The sequence below is a fragment of the Salinivibrio sp. VYel1 genome, assembly GCF_009377945.1.
Classification (GTDB): Bacteria; Pseudomonadota; Gammaproteobacteria; order Enterobacterales; family Vibrionaceae; genus Salinivibrio; species Salinivibrio siamensis.
Genome location: NZ_RSAM01000009.1, coordinates 50929 through 69942, shown reverse-complemented (window position 1 = coordinate 69942; position 19014 = coordinate 50929). Strand labels below are relative to the sequence as shown.

15 protein-coding genes are annotated in these 19014 nt (G+C 52.1%); 2 read left to right on the top strand and 13 right to left on the bottom strand.

Going from position 1 to position 19014, the window contains the following annotated elements; translation table 11 throughout:
• Positions 1 to 31 precede the first annotated feature (31 nt).
• Positions 32 to 1546: an AbgT family transporter gene (locus tag EHW58_RS10015; protein ID WP_152796298.1), complete on the bottom strand. Its 1515-nt coding sequence runs from the start codon at positions 1544 to 1546 to the stop codon at positions 32 to 34.
• Between the two features lie 349 nt (positions 1547 to 1895).
• On the opposite strand from EHW58_RS10015, the gene EHW58_RS10010 reads away from it, so the two are divergent.
• Entirely contained in the window at positions 1896 to 2756 is an 861-nt protein-coding gene (locus tag EHW58_RS10010; RefSeq protein ID WP_152796214.1) for a pirin family protein, read from the top strand.
• A 106-nt stretch (positions 2757 to 2862) separates the two neighbouring features.
• Here the strand turns inward: EHW58_RS10010 and guaA are convergent, their stop codons facing one another.
• Together guaA and guaB are read right to left on the bottom strand one after the other, a co-directional pair.
• On the bottom strand, positions 2863 to 4440 hold the full coding sequence (gene guaA, locus EHW58_RS10005; protein WP_046074992.1) for a glutamine-hydrolyzing GMP synthase: 1578 nt from the start codon (positions 4438 to 4440) through the stop codon (positions 2863 to 2865).
• A 75-nt stretch (positions 4441 to 4515) separates the two neighbouring features.
• Positions 4516 to 5979, bottom strand: coding sequence for an IMP dehydrogenase (guaB, locus tag EHW58_RS10000; protein WP_046074993.1), 1464 nt, complete (start codon positions 5977 to 5979; stop codon positions 4516 to 4518).
• 214 nt (positions 5980 to 6193) lie between these two features.
• Here guaB and xseA point away from each other — a divergent pair, with 214 nt between their 5' ends.
• Positions 6194 to 7582, top strand: coding sequence for an exodeoxyribonuclease VII large subunit (gene xseA / locus EHW58_RS09995; RefSeq protein WP_152796212.1), 1389 nt, complete (start codon positions 6194 to 6196; stop codon positions 7580 to 7582).
• Between the two features lie 403 nt (positions 7583 to 7985).
• Here xseA and der read toward each other — a convergent pair whose 3' ends face one another.
• The 10 genes from der to pepB all read right to left on the bottom strand — a co-directional run bounded on the left by der (position 7986) and on the right by pepB (position 18832).
• On the bottom strand, positions 7986 to 9491 hold the full coding sequence (der, locus tag EHW58_RS09990) for a ribosome biogenesis GTPase Der (protein ID WP_152796210.1): 1506 nt from the start codon (positions 9489 to 9491) through the stop codon (positions 7986 to 7988).
• A gap of 93 nt (positions 9492 to 9584) precedes the next feature.
• Positions 9585 to 10742 carry an outer membrane protein assembly factor BamB gene (gene bamB, locus EHW58_RS09985; RefSeq protein ID WP_152796208.1) on the bottom strand — a complete coding sequence of 386 codons (1158 nt, stop codon included), beginning with the start codon at positions 10740 to 10742 and terminating at the stop codon, positions 9585 to 9587.
• 9 nt (positions 10743 to 10751) lie between these two features.
• Complete coding sequence (locus tag EHW58_RS09980; protein ID WP_370517850.1) at positions 10752 to 11345, bottom strand: YfgM family protein; 594 nt, start codon at positions 11343 to 11345, stop codon at positions 10752 to 10754.
• Between the two features lie 11 nt (positions 11346 to 11356).
• Positions 11357 to 12625, bottom strand: a complete 1269-nt coding sequence (gene hisS / locus EHW58_RS09975) for a histidine--tRNA ligase (RefSeq protein WP_370517849.1) — start codon at positions 12623 to 12625, stop codon at positions 11357 to 11359.
• A 52-nt stretch (positions 12626 to 12677) separates the two neighbouring features.
• Positions 12678 to 13805, bottom strand: a complete 1128-nt coding sequence (gene ispG / locus EHW58_RS09970) for a flavodoxin-dependent (E)-4-hydroxy-3-methylbut-2-enyl-diphosphate synthase (protein ID WP_077579552.1) — start codon at positions 13803 to 13805, stop codon at positions 12678 to 12680.
• 15 nt (positions 13806 to 13820) lie between these two features.
• Positions 13821 to 14819: a cytoskeleton protein RodZ gene (gene rodZ / locus EHW58_RS09965; protein ID WP_152796206.1), complete on the bottom strand. Its 999-nt coding sequence runs from the start codon at positions 14817 to 14819 to the stop codon at positions 13821 to 13823.
• Positions 14809 to 15564: a type IV pilus biogenesis/stability protein PilW gene (pilW, locus tag EHW58_RS09960; RefSeq protein ID WP_152796204.1), complete on the bottom strand. Its 756-nt coding sequence runs from the start codon at positions 15562 to 15564 to the stop codon at positions 14809 to 14811. Before pilW ends, rodZ begins: the two co-directional genes overlap by 11 nt.
• A 24-nt stretch (positions 15565 to 15588) precedes the next feature.
• Positions 15589 to 16710: a bifunctional tRNA (adenosine(37)-C2)-methyltransferase TrmG/ribosomal RNA large subunit methyltransferase RlmN gene (locus EHW58_RS09955; RefSeq protein ID WP_046075001.1), complete on the bottom strand. Its 1122-nt coding sequence runs from the start codon at positions 16708 to 16710 to the stop codon at positions 15589 to 15591.
• A gap of 248 nt (positions 16711 to 16958) precedes the next feature.
• Entirely contained in the window at positions 16959 to 17387 is a 429-nt protein-coding gene (gene ndk, locus EHW58_RS09950) for a nucleoside-diphosphate kinase (protein WP_077579555.1), read from the bottom strand.
• 149 nt (positions 17388 to 17536) lie between these two features.
• Positions 17537 to 18832, bottom strand: a complete 1296-nt coding sequence (gene pepB, locus EHW58_RS09945; protein ID WP_077606520.1) for an aminopeptidase PepB — start codon at positions 18830 to 18832, stop codon at positions 17537 to 17539.
• Positions 18833 to 19014 lie beyond the last annotated feature (182 nt).

Genomic DNA, 19014 nt, shown 5'->3' with positions numbered 1-19014 from the left:
CGGCTTAAGACACTCAACGCGCAACAGCGTATTACTGCACCAAGTATTGGTAACTGGCTTGAATGCCCAGAGGCAATCCTAGCGCCCAGTAGGCGAGTAAGAATAAGGTCCAGCCCACCAGCATGGTCAGAGAATAAGGGATCATCATTGAGGCCACGGTACCAATCCCCGTGGTTTTCACGTAACGCTGGCAGTACACCACCACCAACGGGAAGAACACCATCAATGGCGAGATAATGTTCGACACAGAATCACCCACACGATAAGCCGCTTGCGACAATTCAGGAGAAATGCCCACGACCATTAACATCGGCACGAGAATCGGCCCGATCAGCCCCCATTTCGCCGACGCGGAACCAATCAATAAGTTCACCATTGCCGTCAGCAAAATCATCCCCACAATCGTCATCTCACCTGGCAGGTTCATTGACTGCAACAGCTCCGCGCCGCTGAGCGCCAACAAAGTACCAATGTTTGATTGGGTAAATGCGGCTAAGAATTGCGCGCAGAAAAACGCCATCACCATATAAGCGCCCATGGTCGCCATAGTGTCAGACATGGATTTGATCACGTCTTGGCTAGTTTTAAAGGTACCCGCGGTTTTGCCATAAACAATGCCTGGAATTATAAACAGCACAAAAATCAGCGGCACGATCGATTGCATAATCGGTGCATCAAAGGCGGTCAGCTCGCCCGCCGGTGAGCGAAGCGGTGACGTTTCCGGCCATGAGGCCGCCACTAGCGCGGCAATTCCTAGCAGCATCGCCAGCCCAGCTCGATTAAACGCCTTCCCTTCAATTGCCGTAAAAGAGCCTAAATCTGGTGCGTCTTCTGCGTCCTCATCAATTGGCGTGCGATTTAGACGTGGCTCGACTATTTTCTCAGTCACAAACCAGCCCAACGCCACAATCAAAATCGATGACAGACCAGTGAAATAGAGGTTCGCAAGCGGGTTTACCTGATAGCTATCGTCCAACACATGCGCGGCAGATTCAGTAAAACCGGCCAGCAAAGGGTCAATCCCTGACGGAATAAAGTTCGCGGAGAAGCCGCCGGATACCCCGGCAAAGGCGGCAGCAATACCGGCCAACGGATGACGACCCGCGGCGTGGAAGATAATCCCACCCAGCGGGATCACCAGCACATAGCCTGCATCTGCGGCGGTATGCGAAACGATCGCCACCAGAATCAGCATCGGCGTAAGCGCTTGCTTTGGCGTCACACTCAGCATTTTCTTAAGGCCGGTGGTAATAAAGCCGGACTGGTCAGCCACCCCCACACCGAGCATCGCCACCAAAACAATCCCCAGCGGCGCAAATCCAGTAAAGGTGTCAACCATATTGGCTAAAAAGTGGGCGAGCGCACTACCGGTGAGCAGGTTTTTCACTTGGACAGCGTCACCGGTCAAAGGGTGGACTGAATCAAAAGAAACCTGAGAGAGAATGGCTGATAATACCCACACGGTGATCAGCCCCCAAAAAAACAATAGCGCGGGATCCGGAATTCGGTTCCCTGCCCGCTCTATCATGTTCAAAAACCGATCCATGCCGCGCGGCTGGCCAGCATCGGTTGAGTCGCTTATGTGTTGGCTCACTGTTTACTCCATTTTTCGATGTTGTGTCTTTGCTTACCTGATCCACCAGGCTTTAGTGACATTAAAATGACAAACCATCGCCAGTAAAGCAAAAAACAGCATAGTTAGCCATAAGCAAGCCAGTTAACCAAATGTTAAATTATTTTGTAGTTAGAAAAGCAGCACAAAAAACGGATGCTTACTGAGGACACTGAAACATTTAGAAACAAAAAACCTATATGGCGTGGAAGTCGTGTTTTAACCCCTAGCAATCTATGTCATCAAATATATGATGGAGGTAAACCCACTCGAGGAGATCACCATGAAATCCATTTCGCGTGTCATAAAAGCCCCTGCACCGCACTGGGTCGGTAATGGTTTCCCTGCCCGCTCACTGTTTTCCTATCACAATCAAGCGGCGGAGATGAGCCCCTTTTTACTGCTGGACTATGCTGGCCCGATGCACTTTCCGGCGGATGGCGTGAAGCGAGGCGTGGGTGAGCATCCCCATCGCGGCTTTGAAACCGTGACCATTGTGTACCAAGGTGAAGTGGCGCATCGTGACTCCAGCGGTAAAGGCGGCGTGATTGGCCCCGGGGATGTGCAGTGGATGACCGCAGGCAGCGGCATTATGCACGAGGAGTTTCATTCCAGTGCGTTCAGCCACACTGGCGGCGAGCTGCAAATGGCGCAACTGTGGGTTAACCTCCCCAAAAAAGACAAAATGACCGACCCGAACTATCAAGGCATTCGCAAAGCCGATATCCCCGACATTCCCCTGGCCGATAAGGCGGGCACATTACGGCTCATAGCCGGTGAGTTTGAGGGCCAGCAGGGACCGGCCAAAACCTTCAGTCCTATGCAGGTTTGGGATATACGGTTAAACGCTGACGGAAAAACGCAGCTTACGCTCCCCCAAGACTGGACCACCGCGGTGGTAATACTGGAGGGCAATGTCAGTATCAACGGCGCCGACCCAATTGGCGATGCCGATATGGCACTGCTTAGTCGCCAAGGACGCGAGGTCGCATTGCACGCCTCACAAGATAGCGTGATTTTGCTACTCAGTGGCGAGCCCATGACCGATCCCATCGTCGGTCATGGCCCTTTTGTGATGAATACTAAGCAAGAGATTTTGCAAGCGTTCAACGATCTGCAAGCAGGTAAATTCGGACAGTTATAAGGACTGAGCCAAGACGCTGTCATCCGCGAATACCAATAAAAAAGTCCGCCATTGCGCGGACTTTTTCTATTTAGAGCTTGTTAACGTCAAGCTTTTCGGTTGGAAATTATTCCCACTCAATTGTCGCTGGCGGTTTGCCGGAGACGTCGTAAACCACGCGGGAGATGCCGTCGACTTCGTTGATGATGCGGTTTGATACCTTACCCAGAAAATCGTATGGCAGGTGTGCCCAATGTGCGGTCATAAAGTCGATGGTCTCGACGGCACGCAGGGCAATGATCCAGTCGTATTTACGGCCATCGCCCATCACGCCTACCGAACGAACAGGTAGGAATACCGCAAAGGCTTGCGAGACTTTCTCGTAGAGATCGGCGTTGCGCAGCTCTTCGATAAAGATCGCATCGGCGCGACGAAGCAGATCGCAGTATTCTTTTTGAATTTCACCCAGCACGCGCACACCAAGGCCTGGCCCTGGGAAGGGGTGGCGATAAAGCATGTGGTACGGTAAGCCTAGCTCAAGGCCAATTTTACGCACTTCGTCTTTGAATAACTCTTTGAGTGGCTCAACCAGACCCATTTCCATTTCTTCCGGCAGGCCACCGACGTTGTGGTGTGATTTGATCACATGCGCTTTACCGGTTTTCGAGGCTGCTGACTCAATTACATCCGGGTAGATGGTGCCTTGTGCCAGCCACTTAGCATTTTTCATTTTGCTCGCTTGCTCATCGAATACCTCGACAAACACGCGGCCAATGATTTTACGCTTGGCTTCAGGATCCGCTTCGCCTTTAAGAGCATCGAGGAAACGGTCTTCGGCGTTGACATGGACAATGTTCAAACCAAAGTGGTCACCGAACATTTCCAGTACTTGCTCACCTTCATTAAGACGCAATAGGCCGTTATCGACGAATACACACGTAAGCTTATCGCCAATTGCGCGGTGAACCAGCATGGCGACCACAGAAGAGTCGACGCCGCCAGACAGGCCAAGGATCACTTCATCATCCCCGACTTGCTCACGAATACGCTCAATCGCATCGTCAATAATGGTGGCTGGTGTCCACAAGCGCTCGCATTGGCAGATTTGCATCACAAACTGCTCCAACATACGTTGGCCTTGGCGCGTGTGAGTGACTTCTGGATGGAATTGCACGCCATAAAAACGTTTGTCTTCATTGGCCATGGCCGCGAAGGGGCAAGTGTCCGTCTCGGCCACTTTGACAAAATCTTCTGGAATGGCGACCACTTTATCACCATGGCTCATCCATACATCGAGGAGCGCATGCCCGTCATCGGCGATGGCATCTTCAATGCCATCAAACAGTGCACTTTGCCCAACGCGCTTCACTTGCGCATAGCCAAACTCACGGTGCTCAGAGCCGGCCACCTTACCACCAAGCTGCTCGGCCATGGTCTGCATACCATAACAAACCCCTAACACAGGCACGCCGGCATTAAAGACATACTGCGGTGCACGCGGCGAGTTCTCCTCTGCCACGCTCTCTGGGCCACCGGATAGGATGATGCCGTTAGGGGCAAAGTCACGAATGTCTTGCTCATCCACATCCCAGCTCCAAAGCTCACAATACACACCGATTTCACGGACACGGCGCGCAATCAGTTGGGTGTACTGGGAGCCAAAATCAAGGATCAAAATACGTTGAGCATGAATGTTCTGGGTCATTATCTGGCTTTCTCAATTAAGTGGAACAAAGGGGAGCCGAGCTCCCCTCTCAAATGCATCGCGGTGGTGATGTCTTTAGCCGAGACGGTAGTTCGGCGCTTCTTTAGTAATGGTGACATCATGCGCGTGTGACTCTTTCATGCCCGCGCCAGTGACGCGAACAAACTGCGCTTGGGTACGCATCTCTTCAATGGTGGCAGAGCCGGTGAGGCCCATGCTGGAGCGCAGGCCACCCATTTGCTGATGAATGATCTCTTTCATCATGCCTTTGTAATCGACACGCCCTTCAATCCCTTCAGGTACCAGCTTGTCTGCGGCGTTGTCGCTTTGGAAATAACGGTCAGACGAGCCTTTTGACATCGCGCCCACCGAGCCCATACCGCGATATGATTTATATGCACGGCCTTGGTAAAGTTCGACTTCCCCTGGAGACTCTTCGGTACCAGCGAGCATTGAGCCCACCATCACGCACGACGCGCCCGCGGCAATCGCTTTACACAAATCCCCTGAGAAGCGGATACCGCCATCGGCAATCACGGGAATGCCGTACTCTTGCGCTACAGCGGCTGCATCACTGATCGCAGTGATCTGCGGGACACCCACGCCGGTAACGATACGCGTGGTACAAATCGAGCCTGGGCCAATTCCAACCTTGACGGCATCGACACCGGCTTCAATCAGGGCGCGTGCGCCTTCAGCGGTGGCGACATTGCCGCCCACAATCTGCAGGTTCGGATACGCGGCACGTGCATCACGAATACGTTGCAGAACCCCTTCAGAGTGGCCATGTGATGAGTCAATCAGCAGCACATCCACGCCCGCTTCAACCAAGGCGGCAATGCGCTCTTCGTTGCCCGCACCGGCACCAACCGCGCCACCGACACGCAAGCGGCCTTGCTCGTCTTTACAGGCATTGGGCTTGCTTTCCGCTTTTTGGAAATCTTTGGCGGTGATCATACCGGTGAGATGATGACTTGGGTTGACCACCAAAATCTTCTCGACGCGGTGCTGTTGCATGAGCTGTTGTACCTGCTCACGTTCTGCGCCTTCTTGCACAGTGGCGAGGCGAGATTTTGGTGTCATCACGTCTTCGACGCGCTTGCTTAAGTCAGACACAAAACGTACGTCACGGCCTGTGATGATCCCCACCAGCTCTTTTTGTGCATTGACAACAGGGTAACCGGCAAAGCCGTTACGCTCAGTCAGTGCCTTCACGTCAGCAATGGTCATTTCTGGGGTTACAGTCACTGGATTGGTGACCATGCCTGCTTCATAGATTTTGACCAAGCGTACTTGTTCGGCTTGTTGCTCGATAGTCATGTTCTTATGGATAAAGCCAAGACCACCTTCTTGCGCCAAGGCAATCGCCAAACGGGCTTCGGTCACCGTGTCCATCGCGGCGGATAGAACAGGAATGTTTAAGCTGATCGAGCGTGTCAGTTTTGTACGCAGATCGGCATGGTTAGGAAGAACATTTGAGTGGGCAGGGACGAGGAGTACATCGTCAAAGGTTAGCGCTTCTTTCGCGATTCTCAGCATTGCAATATCTCACACCAAAATTTGTGAAGGGGAACAAAATATTGCCGCAGCATTATACGGGCAGCGCAAACGTTTGGCTATCGATTTTTATTAAGAATCGCTGTTTGGTGGGCAACGGATTTTTAGTCGGTTGATTTATCACCAGATATCAACGCGACTTTTTCGCAACCGATTGCTCAAGGTCTATTTGGCATACTGGGGTGCGGCAGGTAGTATGCCCTCAGGCTTATTGAAAGGATCCGTGATCGTGACCGCTAACAACCGAAACATTCTTTCCGTCTCTCGCTTAAATGCCGAAGTGCGTCTTTGCTTGGAGAAAAACATCGGTATCGTCTGGCTCACGGGTGAAATCTCTAATTTTACCGCTGCGACATCCGGTCACTGGTATTTATCGTTGAAAGATAACCAAAGCCAAGTTAAATGTGCGATGTTCCGTGGTAACAATCGCCGCGTGATGTTCAAACCTAAAAACGGCGATCAAGTGTTGGTGCGTGCGCGTGTCTCTATGTACGAGCCTCGCGGCGACTATCAACTGATCTTAGAAAACATGCAGCCCGAAGGCGATGGACGACTGCAACAGGCGTTTGAGCAACGCAAACAAGCGTTAGCCGCTGAAGGCTTATTCGCACAAAGCGCCAAACAGGCCTTGCCCGACCAACCCAAACGCGTTGGCATAATCACCTCCAAAACAGGCGCTGCCTTGCACGATATTCTAAATGTGTTGAAACGGCGCGATCCGAGCCTGCCAGTGGTTATCTATCCAACGCTGGTACAAGGACAAGAGGCAGCGGTCTCTATTGCCCAAGCCATTGGACGTGCCAACAGCCGCAACGAATGTGATGTGCTGATTGTTGGCCGTGGCGGTGGCTCACTCGAAGATTTATGGTGCTTTAATGAAGAAATCGTCGCCCGTACTATCGCCGCCAGTCAGATCCCTATCGTCAGTGCCGTGGGCCATGAAGTGGATGTTACCATTGCTGACTTTGTTGCCGACGTGCGCGCGCCGACGCCATCAGCCGCCGCAGAATTAGTGAGCCGTGACCTCAGTTATCGCTTGCAGCAATATCAGCAGCGCGAGCAAGCGCTCAAAAACGCGATTGGCACCCTCCTGTATCGCCAGCAACGGGCACTGACGCAGCACGAACACCGTTTGTCTCATCAGCACCCTCGCCGTCGTCTACAACAGCAAAGTCAGCATATTGATGAGCTGCAAAGACGGATGCATCAGGCACTCACTAAGCAGTTTTCACGGTACAGCAGCCAACTGAACACGCTAGATAATCGATTGCAGCGCATGACGCCTGACCGTCGTATTCAGCAACATCAGGCTCAATTGGCGCAATACCATCAACGCCTCACCCACGCGATGGACTCACACCTGTCACATGCGCAACAGCGACTCGCCACCTTGGTCGCCACCTTAGATGCGGTCAGCCCACTTGCCACCCTTTCTCGCGGCTATTCAATTAGCCGTGATAGTGATGGGCACATCGTCACTAACATCAACCAGCTAGAAGAGGGCGATACCTTACACACTCAGCTCAGCAACGGCGATGTCACCAGCGTGGTTCGGCAGCGACACCCGCATCAATCTTCTGATTAAACTCTGCACAACACACATCTGACCGATCAGTAAGCGATCGCGCGATCTTGGGGTTTATTCCCCTTGATCAGCTTCCTACCCTGAAAAGAATATTTATCAATACACTTCCCGAAAGCATAAGTTACATATTCTGCATTTGGATTTTTAAAAGGATAAAAACCTGAAATGCGTTTTATTAAAGCCTGGATCCAGAACAATCTAAAAGTGTGACGTGGGAAGGGGTGTCGATTTTATCACCGCTCAAAACCTGAGCGGCAGCGTGACACACTAGGATCTAAGACAACAGATAATCGCGCTCATTAATGTGAGTCAGATCACTTTTATTCAGTAACCGATCCTAAGAGAGATCGAACCCACCACATCGCGATCAAAAAAAAGCCCAGCATCGCTGCTGGGCTTTGTATTACTTCTTATTGCGGTTTTTCACCATATCCATTAAGCGTTTACGCTGACGGGATTGAGATAATGTCAGCTTTTCTTTTTTCCCCTCATAGGGGTTTTCGCTGTTTTGGAATTGGATCTTTATCGGCGTGCCCATAATATCCAAGGTTCGCCGATAGTAATTCATCAAATAACGCTTATAAGAGTCTGGTAGCTCTTTGACCAAGTTACCATGAACCACCACAATCGGCGGGTTGTAGCCGCCTGCGTGCGCATATTTGAGCTTCACCCGACGCCCACGGATCATCGGTGGCTGATGGTCATCTTGCGCCATTTTCAAAATGCGGGTGAGCATCGCGGTTCCGACGCGTTTTGTCGCTGACTGATACGCCTCTTGAATCGACTCAAACAAGTGACCTACCCCAGTGCCGTGCAACGCAGAAATAAAATGCACACGGGCAAAGTCGACAAACCCTAAGCGGCGATCAAGCTCAGACTTCACGCGCTCTTTCACTTCGCTATCTAAGCCATCCCACTTGTTGACCGCCAAAACAATCGAGCGGCCCGCATTCAGCGCAAAACCAAGTAAGCTTAAGTCTTGGTCCGAGATGTTCTCTCGTGCGTCGATCACCAACAATACGACGTTGGCATCTTCAATCGCCTTGAGGGTTTGGATCACCGAAAATTTTTCCACTTTATCGGTCACCCGTTTACGACGTCGAACCCCGGCGGTATCAATCATCACGTATTCGCGACCATCACGCTCCATGGGAATGTAAATCGAGTCACGGGTAGTGCCTGGCATGTCATAAACCACCACGCGCTCTTCGCCCAGCATACGGTTAGTCAGGGTTGATTTACCCACATTGGGACGGCCGATAATACCGATTTTAATCGGCAGCGACTGTAAGTATTCATACTCGCTTTCAGCCTGCTCTTCGGTTTTAACCGCGTCTTCGCCACTGTCGAGCGTATCCGCTTCATCGGTCAAATCGACCAAGCCTGCTTGCTCGTCGTCCTCGTCCGCGGACACTTGCTCAACCAAAGGCGTCAACGCACGATTAATCAAGCCACTCACGCCTCGACCATGCGCGGCGGCAATTTGGAACATGTTGTCCATACCCAGCTGCCAAAAGTCAGCGGTTGCCGTGTCTGGGTCAATACCATCCACTTTGTTCACCACCAAGAAGGTGGTTTTTTCACGGGTACGGATATGCTGAGCAATGTCTTTGTCCGCTGGCGTAAGACCGGCTCGACCATCCACCATAAACAGCACGACATCGGCTTCTTCAATCGCCGCTATCGACTGCTCCGCCATCTTGGTTTCTACACCTTCTTCGGTGCCGTCAATGCCGCCGGTGTCGATCACGATAAACTCGTGATCATCCAGCAATGCTTTGCCGTATTTTCGATCCCTGGTCAGTCCCGGAAAATCCGCTACTAATGCATCGCGTGTGCGGGTAAGACGGTTAAAGAGCGTCGATTTCCCCACATTCGGGCGCCCCACTAGGGCTATAACAGGAATCATGTAGGCCTCTTCTTTTCATTCGCTTTATTAATAAACAAGGCTCCCGACTGTCTTTGCAGCCAGGAGCCTAAATATAGAACTGGGTGGCTTCGCTTACTCGATACTCAGCTTTCTCAGTTGACCATCACGGGTGATCACGATATAGCCATCATCCGTTTGCACTGGGGCAACAGCGATCCCGTTACCTTCCAGTGATTGCTGCGCGACAAAATCGCCCGTTTGCGGGTCAAGCCAATGCAAGTAGCCTTGGCTGTCGCCGACCACCAGATAGCCGCCGCTTGCCGCGGGTGCCGTTAAGATACGGTACGCCAACTGTGTGTTGCGCCACTTCTCTAGGCCGTTGCGTGCATCTAACGCAACAATATTGTCTTTATCATCAATAAGATAAATACTATTGCCTGCTACGAGGAAGTCTTTAGCAGAGGAAAAATCCCGCTTCCACGCCGCTTTTCCGGAGCGCAAATCAATAGAGACTAATTGGCCATTATAGCCTACTGCATACAAACGGTCGCCATCGATCACTGGGGTCGCATCCACATCCACTAAGCGGTCGATTTCAGTCGCCCCTTTTGGTGTCGAGATAGGAATTTGCCAAATAGACCGTCCGGTTTCGATCATCGCCGCGCCTAGGCGTCCATTGGCCATCCCCCAGAATACGCCGCCGGAAATAGTCACCGGCGCACTTTCACCGCGTAGGCTCAAGTTCGGCACATCATTGGTGTTGTTCCACTGTGGCTCGCCCGATTCCGCGTCCAATGCCACTAACTCACCACGGCTGGTGTTAACGATCACCAACCCAGCTTCCACCAAAGGCTTGGCCAGCACTTCGCCATTCACGTTCTGTTGCCAAACCCGCTCGCCGGTTTCCGCATCCAGTGCGTACACTTGACCCGTTTCGCCACCCACATACACTTTGCCGTATGAGGCGCTCAACCCGCCGGAGAGCAACGCCGGTGTCTCGTCTTGCACCGACTGTTGCCAGATAGATTCACCGCTTTCTACATCAAAGGCGGCGACTAAACCTTGTCGATCAGCCGCAAAGACTTTGTCATAGGCAACTGTAGGCCGAAGTGCGGAATAATACTGCCCGACACCGTCGCCCACTTGTGCTCGCCAATGCTGGGTTGAAGATATCTCATTGGTCACAGCAGGCAGTGGCGCCATTTGCACCACATCTTCTTCACCGGCACAGCCAGCCAGTACAGCCATGGTCGTGGCCATTGCAGCCATGCGCCATAATCGTTTTTTCATACCACGACCTTATTGACTCAGATTATCAAGCTTCATGTTAACGGTCGGGCTTTCCGCCGCCGCCAATGACGCTGCATACGCGTCTCGCGCTGCCTGCTTGTCGCCTTGACGAAGCAAGACGTCGCCGCGGATCTCTTCCACTTTCGCGGTCCAGCTCTGCGTGGTGACTTTGTCGAGTTCGCTCAATGCGGCTGAGTAATTGCCTAACTCCGCTTCAACGCGCGCTAGGCGTGTCGTCACCAACCCGTACAGCGCCTCGTCTTTCACGGCTTGCTGAGCATTTTGCAATTGCTCACGGGCACTTTCCAGCTCCCCTTGCGCAACATGCTTTTGTGCCAGCTGCAATGCTGCCAAGGCACGATAACCTTCATGGCCTTCTAATTGGCTCAATGACACGGTATCGCCGCTTTCAATACCACTTAGCACTTGTTCGTATTGCTGCGAGGCTTGCTCTTGGCTGGTGAGCTGTTGTGACTGAAAATAACGCCAGCCATATAACGCCCCCAAACCGACAACGGCGCCGATCACGACCGCTTTACCGTTGTCTCGCCACCACTTCTTAATGGCTTCAACCTGCTGCTCTTCTGTGGTGTAGACGTCCACGTTCTGTCCTCTTAAATCAATGCTTTTAGTGACGCGGCGATCTCATCCTGATTCAGTGTTTGTTGCTCGCCGCCTTTCAAATCTTTTAACGCCACTGTGCCGTTGGCAACTTCATCCTCGCCTAGCACGAGCGCCACAGAGGCGCCGACTTTATCCGCGCGCTTAAACTGTTTCTTAAAGCTACCACCGCCAAAATGTGACATCACACGCAGTCCGGGCACCTGTTCACGTAAGCGCTCCGCCAGTTTCATCCCAGCGATCATCGCGCCTTCACCCGCCGTGACCATGTACACATCCACCGCCGGGCGGACATCATCTTGGTTGAGGTTTTCCAGCATCAGAACCAAACGCTCCAATCCCATTGCAAACCCAACGGCAGGCGTCGCTTTCCCCCCGAGTTGCTCAACCAAGCCATCATAACGGCCACCACCGCACACCGTGCCTTGCGCACCCAAGCTATCGGTGATCCACTCAAACACGGTCCGGTTGTAGTAGTCGAGGCCACGTACCAAACGGTGGTTAACTTGGTATTCGATACCTGCCGCGTCCAAGAGTTCACACAAGAGGGCAAAATGCTGTTTTGATTCGTCATCCAGATAATCACCCAACTGAGGCGCATTAACCAATACAGCTTGGATGTCCGCATTTTTGGTATCGAGCACGCGCAATGGGTTGGTCCGCATTCGACGCTTGCTGTCTTCATCCAACACTGATTCGTGTTGCATCAAAAAGTCCACCAGCGCTTGACGATAGTTCGCACGCGCTTGTGGTGAGCCGATTGAGTTAAGCTCCAATCGCACATGCTCAGCAATGCCCAGCTCACGCCACATACGTGCGGTCATCATGATAAGTTCCGCGTCCACGTCTGGGCCATTTAGGCCAAACACCTCAACGCCAAACTGATGAAACTGGCGATAACGACCTTTTTGTGGGCGCTCATGACGGAACATAGGCCCGGTGTACCACAGGCGGTGCTCTTGGTTGTACAGCAGACCGTTTTCGATCCCCGCTCGGACACAACCCGCGGTCCCTTCAGGACGCAAAGTGAGGCTGTCACCGTTGCGATCATCGAAGGTGTACATTTCTTTTTCGACAACGTCTGTCACTTCGCCAATCGCACGGCTAAACAAATGCGTTGCTTCCACAATAGGCATGCGAACTTCGCTATAGCCGTAAGCGCTCACTACCTTTTTAATCGTAGATTCGAGCTTTTGCCATAAAGGAGATTGAGACGGGAGGCAGTCATTCATGCCTCGAATTGCTTGAATTGTTTTAGCCACGTTAACTTCCGTTACCGACATGATAGAAAAGGGGAGAAGGCCGCCTAACGGCTTAGCCTTCTTGATCGATTTGTGACACCTTGATGCGGTTGCGTTCATCCATCATCGCCGCTTTGGCGCGGATTTTTGCCTCCAACTCATCCACCAAGTTGTCGTTATTAAAGCGCTCTTTTTGGCGTTTACCGTCGAGGTAATAAGCACTGCGCTTGTTACCCCCAGCCAAACCGAGGTGAGACGCTTCGGCTTCACCCGGGCCATTGACCACACAACCAATCACGGAGACATCCATTGGGGTCAGTATATCTTCCACGCGCTGCTCGAGCGCATTGACTGTACCAATCACATCAAACTCTTGACGCGAACAGCTCGGACACGCAATAAAATTGACGCCGCGCGAGCGAATGCGAAGTGATTTGAGAATATCGAAGCCCACTTTGATTTCTTCTACCGGATCGGCGGCGAGCGATACCCGCAAGGTATCACCAATGCCTTCCGCCAATAGCATTCCCAAACCAACGGATGACTTAACCGCACCAGCACGCGCGCCACCGGCCTCCGTAATGCCAAGGTGTAAAGGTTGATCAATCTGCTGCGCAAGTTTGCGATAAGACTCAACCGCCAAGAAGACATCTGACGCTTTGACGCTGACTTTAAATTGATCAAAGTTAAGACGGTCCAAGATATCGACATGACGCATGGCCGACTCGACCAAAGCATCGGGCGTTGGCTCCCCGTATTTTTCTTGCAGATCACGCTCAAGTGAGCCGCCATTCACACCAATACGGATTGGAATGTTTTTATCACGTGCGGCATCCACCACCGCCCGAATGCGCTCTTCTTTACCAATATTACCTGGGTTGATACGCAAACAATCGACACCATACTCCGCCACTTTTAATGCAATACGGTAGTCAAAGTGGATGTCTGCCACCAAAGGGATCGACGTTTGCGCTTTAATCTCTTTAAACGCTTCCGCCGCGTCCATGGTGGGTACTGACACCCGAACGATATCTGCACCCACCCCTTCTAGCGCTTTGATTTGCGCGACGGTGGCTGCCACATCTGTGGTTCGCGTGTTGGTCATAGATTGCACGGCAATCGGCGCGCCATCACCAATCGGCACATTGCCGACATTGATGCGCGTTGAGGGACGGCGTTTGATGGGAGTTTCGTTGTGCATATCGACGTTCTCTGATTACTGCGGAAGGCGCAACCGAGCCACTTGGCCGGTTGGGAAGCCATCAAGATCAATGTTGTCGCCATTAAAGGTGATTTTCACCACACTGGGGGCACCCAATACTAATTGATACGGGGTGTCGCCGGTTAAGGTCACTTGTTCACCCTCCGATTTTATCCCGGTTGCCAGTCGCTCACCATTGGCGTCTCGCACGTCTATCCAGCAATCTCCACTAAAGGTCATCACCAGACGGTTATTGACCGTGCTTGCGGGGGCTTCATCCTCAGACGCTGCCGTTGGTTGTGCCTCTGGTGTTGTTTGCGTTGTCGCCTCGTCCGTTTGCGCCGACTCAACCGCAGTGGCCGATTCTGACGCCGTCGATGCTGATGGGCTCACCTCATCTGACACCGGCGCGTTCGCGGCATCTTGTACATCAGTGACTTGCGGCTCCGCCCCTTGTGAGGCCGCCGAATCTGTCATCGCAGGCTCGGCCATTGCCGGCGCATCGGCGGCAACTATCGCGCTATCTTGTGCTGATGGGGTCGTGACGAGTTCATCCGCTTGTTGGCTATCCAATTGTGTTGGCACGGACGTCATAGCCTGCTGATTCTGCCAATACCACACGCCAGTGATCCCGACCGCAATGGCAATAATCACCCAAGACAGCCACATTAATCGACTTTCGCTCTTTTGCCGCCGCGTTTTGCGCGAGAAGCTTTGCATTTTTTGTACGGTAGCCGCACTGCTCGCTTCCATATTACTATTACCCAACAGCTGATCGGCGTCGATTTGCATCAGCTTGGCATAGGAGCGCAAATAGCCACGTGTAAACGTGGCCAATTGATCCATGTCTGGGTTGTTTTGTTCAAGATCCTCAATGACACTGACCCGCAACCGAAGTCGGTCAGCAACATCACGAACACTCCAGCCCATTTTCTCTCGCGCTTGCTTTAATACTTCCCCGGGCGCAGGTTGGGTATCAGATTGCGCTTGTTCTTCCGTCTGTTCAGTATTCATTCGCTAGGTACAATTGATATTCTTTGGATTCTGGAAACCGTTGCGCCAATCGCTGAGCGTCATGGGCAGCTCGCTCCGTGTAGCCTTGTTGCTGATAAGCTTTCACTAGCAATAACAGTCCGGCAGGCTGAACACCAACGCGTTGGTGGAGCCGCTTGATACGTGCGACGGCTGCTGCCTCTTGCCCAGTCTCTATCTCTAACTTGGCAAGTTGTAAACCCGCACGGACATTCCGCGGGTCGTGATCAGCCGCTTTGCTAAACAAGGCTTTTGCGCGTTCTACGTGGCCAGCTTTTAGCTGACAAAACGCCGCGTTTTCATAACTGTCTGACACACGATGATAATACGGTTGTACGACTGCTTGCAAAAATGCGTCATTTGCCGCGGCAAACCGCTGTTGTTCGCACAAGAAAACACCGTAATTGTTATATACATCGCCTTTTTCAGACGCTTGCGCTAACGCTTGTTGATATAAGCGATCCGCTTTGTCGTTTTCACCGACACGTTGTTGATAATACGCCATCGACAGCGAGGTGCGATAGTAGTTAGGTGCATATTGGCGCGCTTGCTGCAAGTTTTGCTGCGCTTGTTGATAGCGATCACTGTTTAGATAGCCTAATCCCAGTGCAATACGCGCCTCTGCGGCTTGAATCTTATCAAAATTGGGCTCACTGTGCTGCGAACTTGGCGTTGAACAACCAGCCAACGCCATCAACACGCCCACAACCCAAACCGTTTTTGTCATGCCATCCCCTTATCGCCATCTCATTTAGACGGGTCGAACAGGGATCACCTCCTGTGCGCCCAGTCGCTTCTCGGCACGCTTAGTTCGGTCGACAATGTCACCGGCTAGTTGGCCACACGCTGCGTCAATGTCATCGCCTCGTGTTTTACGTACCGTCACCGTAAAGTCGTATTCCATCAAGGTTTTCATAAACCTATCAATACGAGAATTACTCGGTTTGTTGAACGGTGATCCAGGATACGGGTTAAATGGGATCAGGTTAATCTTCGCTGGGGTGTCTTTTAATAGCTCTGCGAGTTGGCGCGCATGCTCCATGTAGTCATTGACATGATCCAGCAAGATATATTCTACCGTCACACGGCCGCGGTTGGCATTTGAGGTTGCGATATAACGGTGTACCGCATCCAAAAAGGCCTCGATATCCCAACGATCGTTAATTGGCATGATTTGGCTACGTAGCTCATCGTTCGGCGCATGCAGTGAGATAGCCAAGGCGACATCGATTTTGCCAATCATTTGCTCCAAGCCAGAGACCACGCCCGATGTCGACACGGTGACTCGGCGCTTAGATAAGCCATAAGCATTGTCGTCGAGCATCAAATTCAGAGAAGGGAGAAGGTTTTTCATGTTGAGCAGCGGCTCTCCCATGCCCATCATCACCACGTTAGTGATCGGACGACGGCCCGTCTCTTTCTCAATGCCGATCTCTTTCGACGCACGCCACACCTGCCCGATGATCTCAGACACACGCAAGTTGCGGTTAAAACCTTGTGCCCCGGTTGAGCAGAACTTGCAATCAAGCGCACAGCCTACCTGAGAGGAGACACACAGTGTCGCCCGATCATCTTCGGGGATATATACGGTTTCCACGTCTTGACCGCCCACACGCATTGCCCATTTGATGGTGCCATCTTGGGAGTAATGCGCTTCACTGACTTCTGGGGCTTTAATTTCTGCCACCCGCTTGAGCTTCTCACGCAACTTCTTGTTGATGTTGTTCATTTCATCGAAGTCGTCGCAACCAAAGTGATACATCCACTTCATGACTTGGTCAGCACGGAAGGCTTTTTCGCCGAGCTCATCAGCGAAGTAGGCACGCAATCCTTGCCTGTCAAAATCAAGCAGATTAACTTTCTCTGTCGTCATTGGGGGTTGCCTCGTAAGAACTAGCTAGGTGGTAAGACTGAATCATCGCCTCACGCGTGCCGATGTCTTACCTTGATCATAGCCAAGATATCTCCTCGGGACGCGCTTAAGGCGCGAAATTGTACAGGCTTTAGATCACAGTTTCCACTCTCTAACAGCGGGGTTATTCAATGTGGTTGTCTGATTTCGATAGGCAGAAAAAAAGAGGCTGACGCCTCTTTTTGAAGATTAAAAAGCAGGTGTTTGATTTAGCAGCGAGGATGAATTTCATCCGCGGTAAAAAAGTACGCGATTTCGCGCTCTGCAGACGCAGGGCTATCAGAGCCATGCACTGAGTTATATTGCATGCTTTCCGCATAGTCAGCGCGCAATGTGCCACACGCTGCTTCTTCTGGGTTGGTTTTTCCCATCAACTCACGGTAGCGGCTAATCGCGCTCTCGCCTTCTAGTACTTGCACCATGATAGGGCCTGACGTCATGAACCCAACCAAGGATTCAAAGAAAGGCTTCCCTTGGTGCTCGGCATAAAATCCTTCTGCCTGCTCTTTGCTAAGATGGAGCATTTTCGCCGCCACGATACGCAAACCTGCACTTTCGATACGCTGATAAAGCGTGCCAATTAAATTACGCTCTACGGCATCAGGTTTAACGATAGAAAAAGTGCGTTCAATGGTCATTCGCTTGTCCTTTCACTGTCTGAATCTGGCCCGCTAGGGGCAACAACGCGCCTACCCTAGCAAATTTCCTCGCGTGTCCCTATGACCAATCGGGTGAAGCGTTAACTCACACAAAATTTTGTTAACCTTTCACCCAAGGTGTCACAGGTCTATTTCGCTTGGTCGAGCAATACACGCGCTAAGGTTTTCACGCCCATTCCGGTCGCGCCCACGGCCCATTTATCATTGGCCGCTTTGCGGTAAGTGCCAGAGCAATCAATGTGCATCCAGCCTTTTTGATAATCCTCAACAAAGTAGGAAAGGAACGCCGCCGCGGTGCTCGCACCTGGCATGTACGCCCCCATGGATGCATTGGCAATATCCGCAAACGAGGAAGGCAGCAGCTGGCGATGGAACTCGGCCAATGGCAACGGCCACATGCCCTCGCCTTCTTTTTGTGCCGCGTCAAGCGTACGGTGTGCGAGCTCATCGTCGAAACTAAACAGCGCATGATAGTCATTACCCAACGCGGCTTTTGCCGATCCGGTGAGCGTGGCACAATCAATCAGAAGTTCAGGTTTTTGTTCACTGGCGTACATCAGGCCATCAGCGAGCACCAAGCGCCCTTCTGCATCGGTATTGAGCACTTCAACGGTCACGCCATTTTTGTACGTGATAATATCACCCAACTTGTAAGCACTGCTTGAGATCATGTTCTCGGCACAGCAGAGTACCAGTTTAACGCGTTTATTCAGCCCCTTGGCAATCGCCATCGCCAGCGCCCCGGTCGCTGTCGCTGAGCCGCCCATGTCCGCTTTCATGGTGGTCATAAAGTCGGAGCCTTTAATGCTGTAGCCCCCAGAATCAAAGGTGATCCCTTTCCCCACCAAACAGGCATACACAGGCGCGTCCGGATCGCCTGTAGGGTTATAGTCAAGTTGTAACATGGTCGGTTTGCGCGCCGAGCCACGACCGACGGTATAAATGCCATTCCAGCCTTTTTCTAACAGGTCGGTACCGGAAATGATTTTATAAGTGACTTGGTCGGGGGCCATGGACTTAACAAACTCCCCTGCACGCGCCACTAACTGATGTGGCCCAACTTCTTCTGCCGTTTGGTTGATAATATCGCGTACCCAGTCACCCACGGTCTGTCGAAGCTCGAACTCTTGCGTATCGGCATCGTTCAACACGGTCTGCGTAAAGGCGACCTTATTTTTGGGGCCACGAAGCCCTTGGTAGAACGCCCAGACTAATTCAAGATCCCAGTGTTCTCCTGTGAGTGTCAGCGCAGGCACACCTTGCCCTTCAAGCTTGCGCGCCGCTTGTTGCACCTTGTCTCGCGGGTTGGCATCGCTCGACACATGGATCACCGCGTTGTCAGCGTCAAAGGAGACCAGCGCGTTATCGCCCCACTGTGGCGCCGCCGGCTGATGCGACAGGATAACGTTTAATGAATCTGACATATTGCACTCCTTGTACTGTCTCGCTGCTTTTACTGTACAGCGTGTCTCACTGGGCTCTCAGACAAACGCCTGGACGCCTCAGCGATATGAAAAAAGCGAGCCCATTGGCCCGCTTTGAATGTATGTTTTATTGGCCACAGGTACTGTGCCGAGCCGGAGACGATAACACAAGTATTATCAAT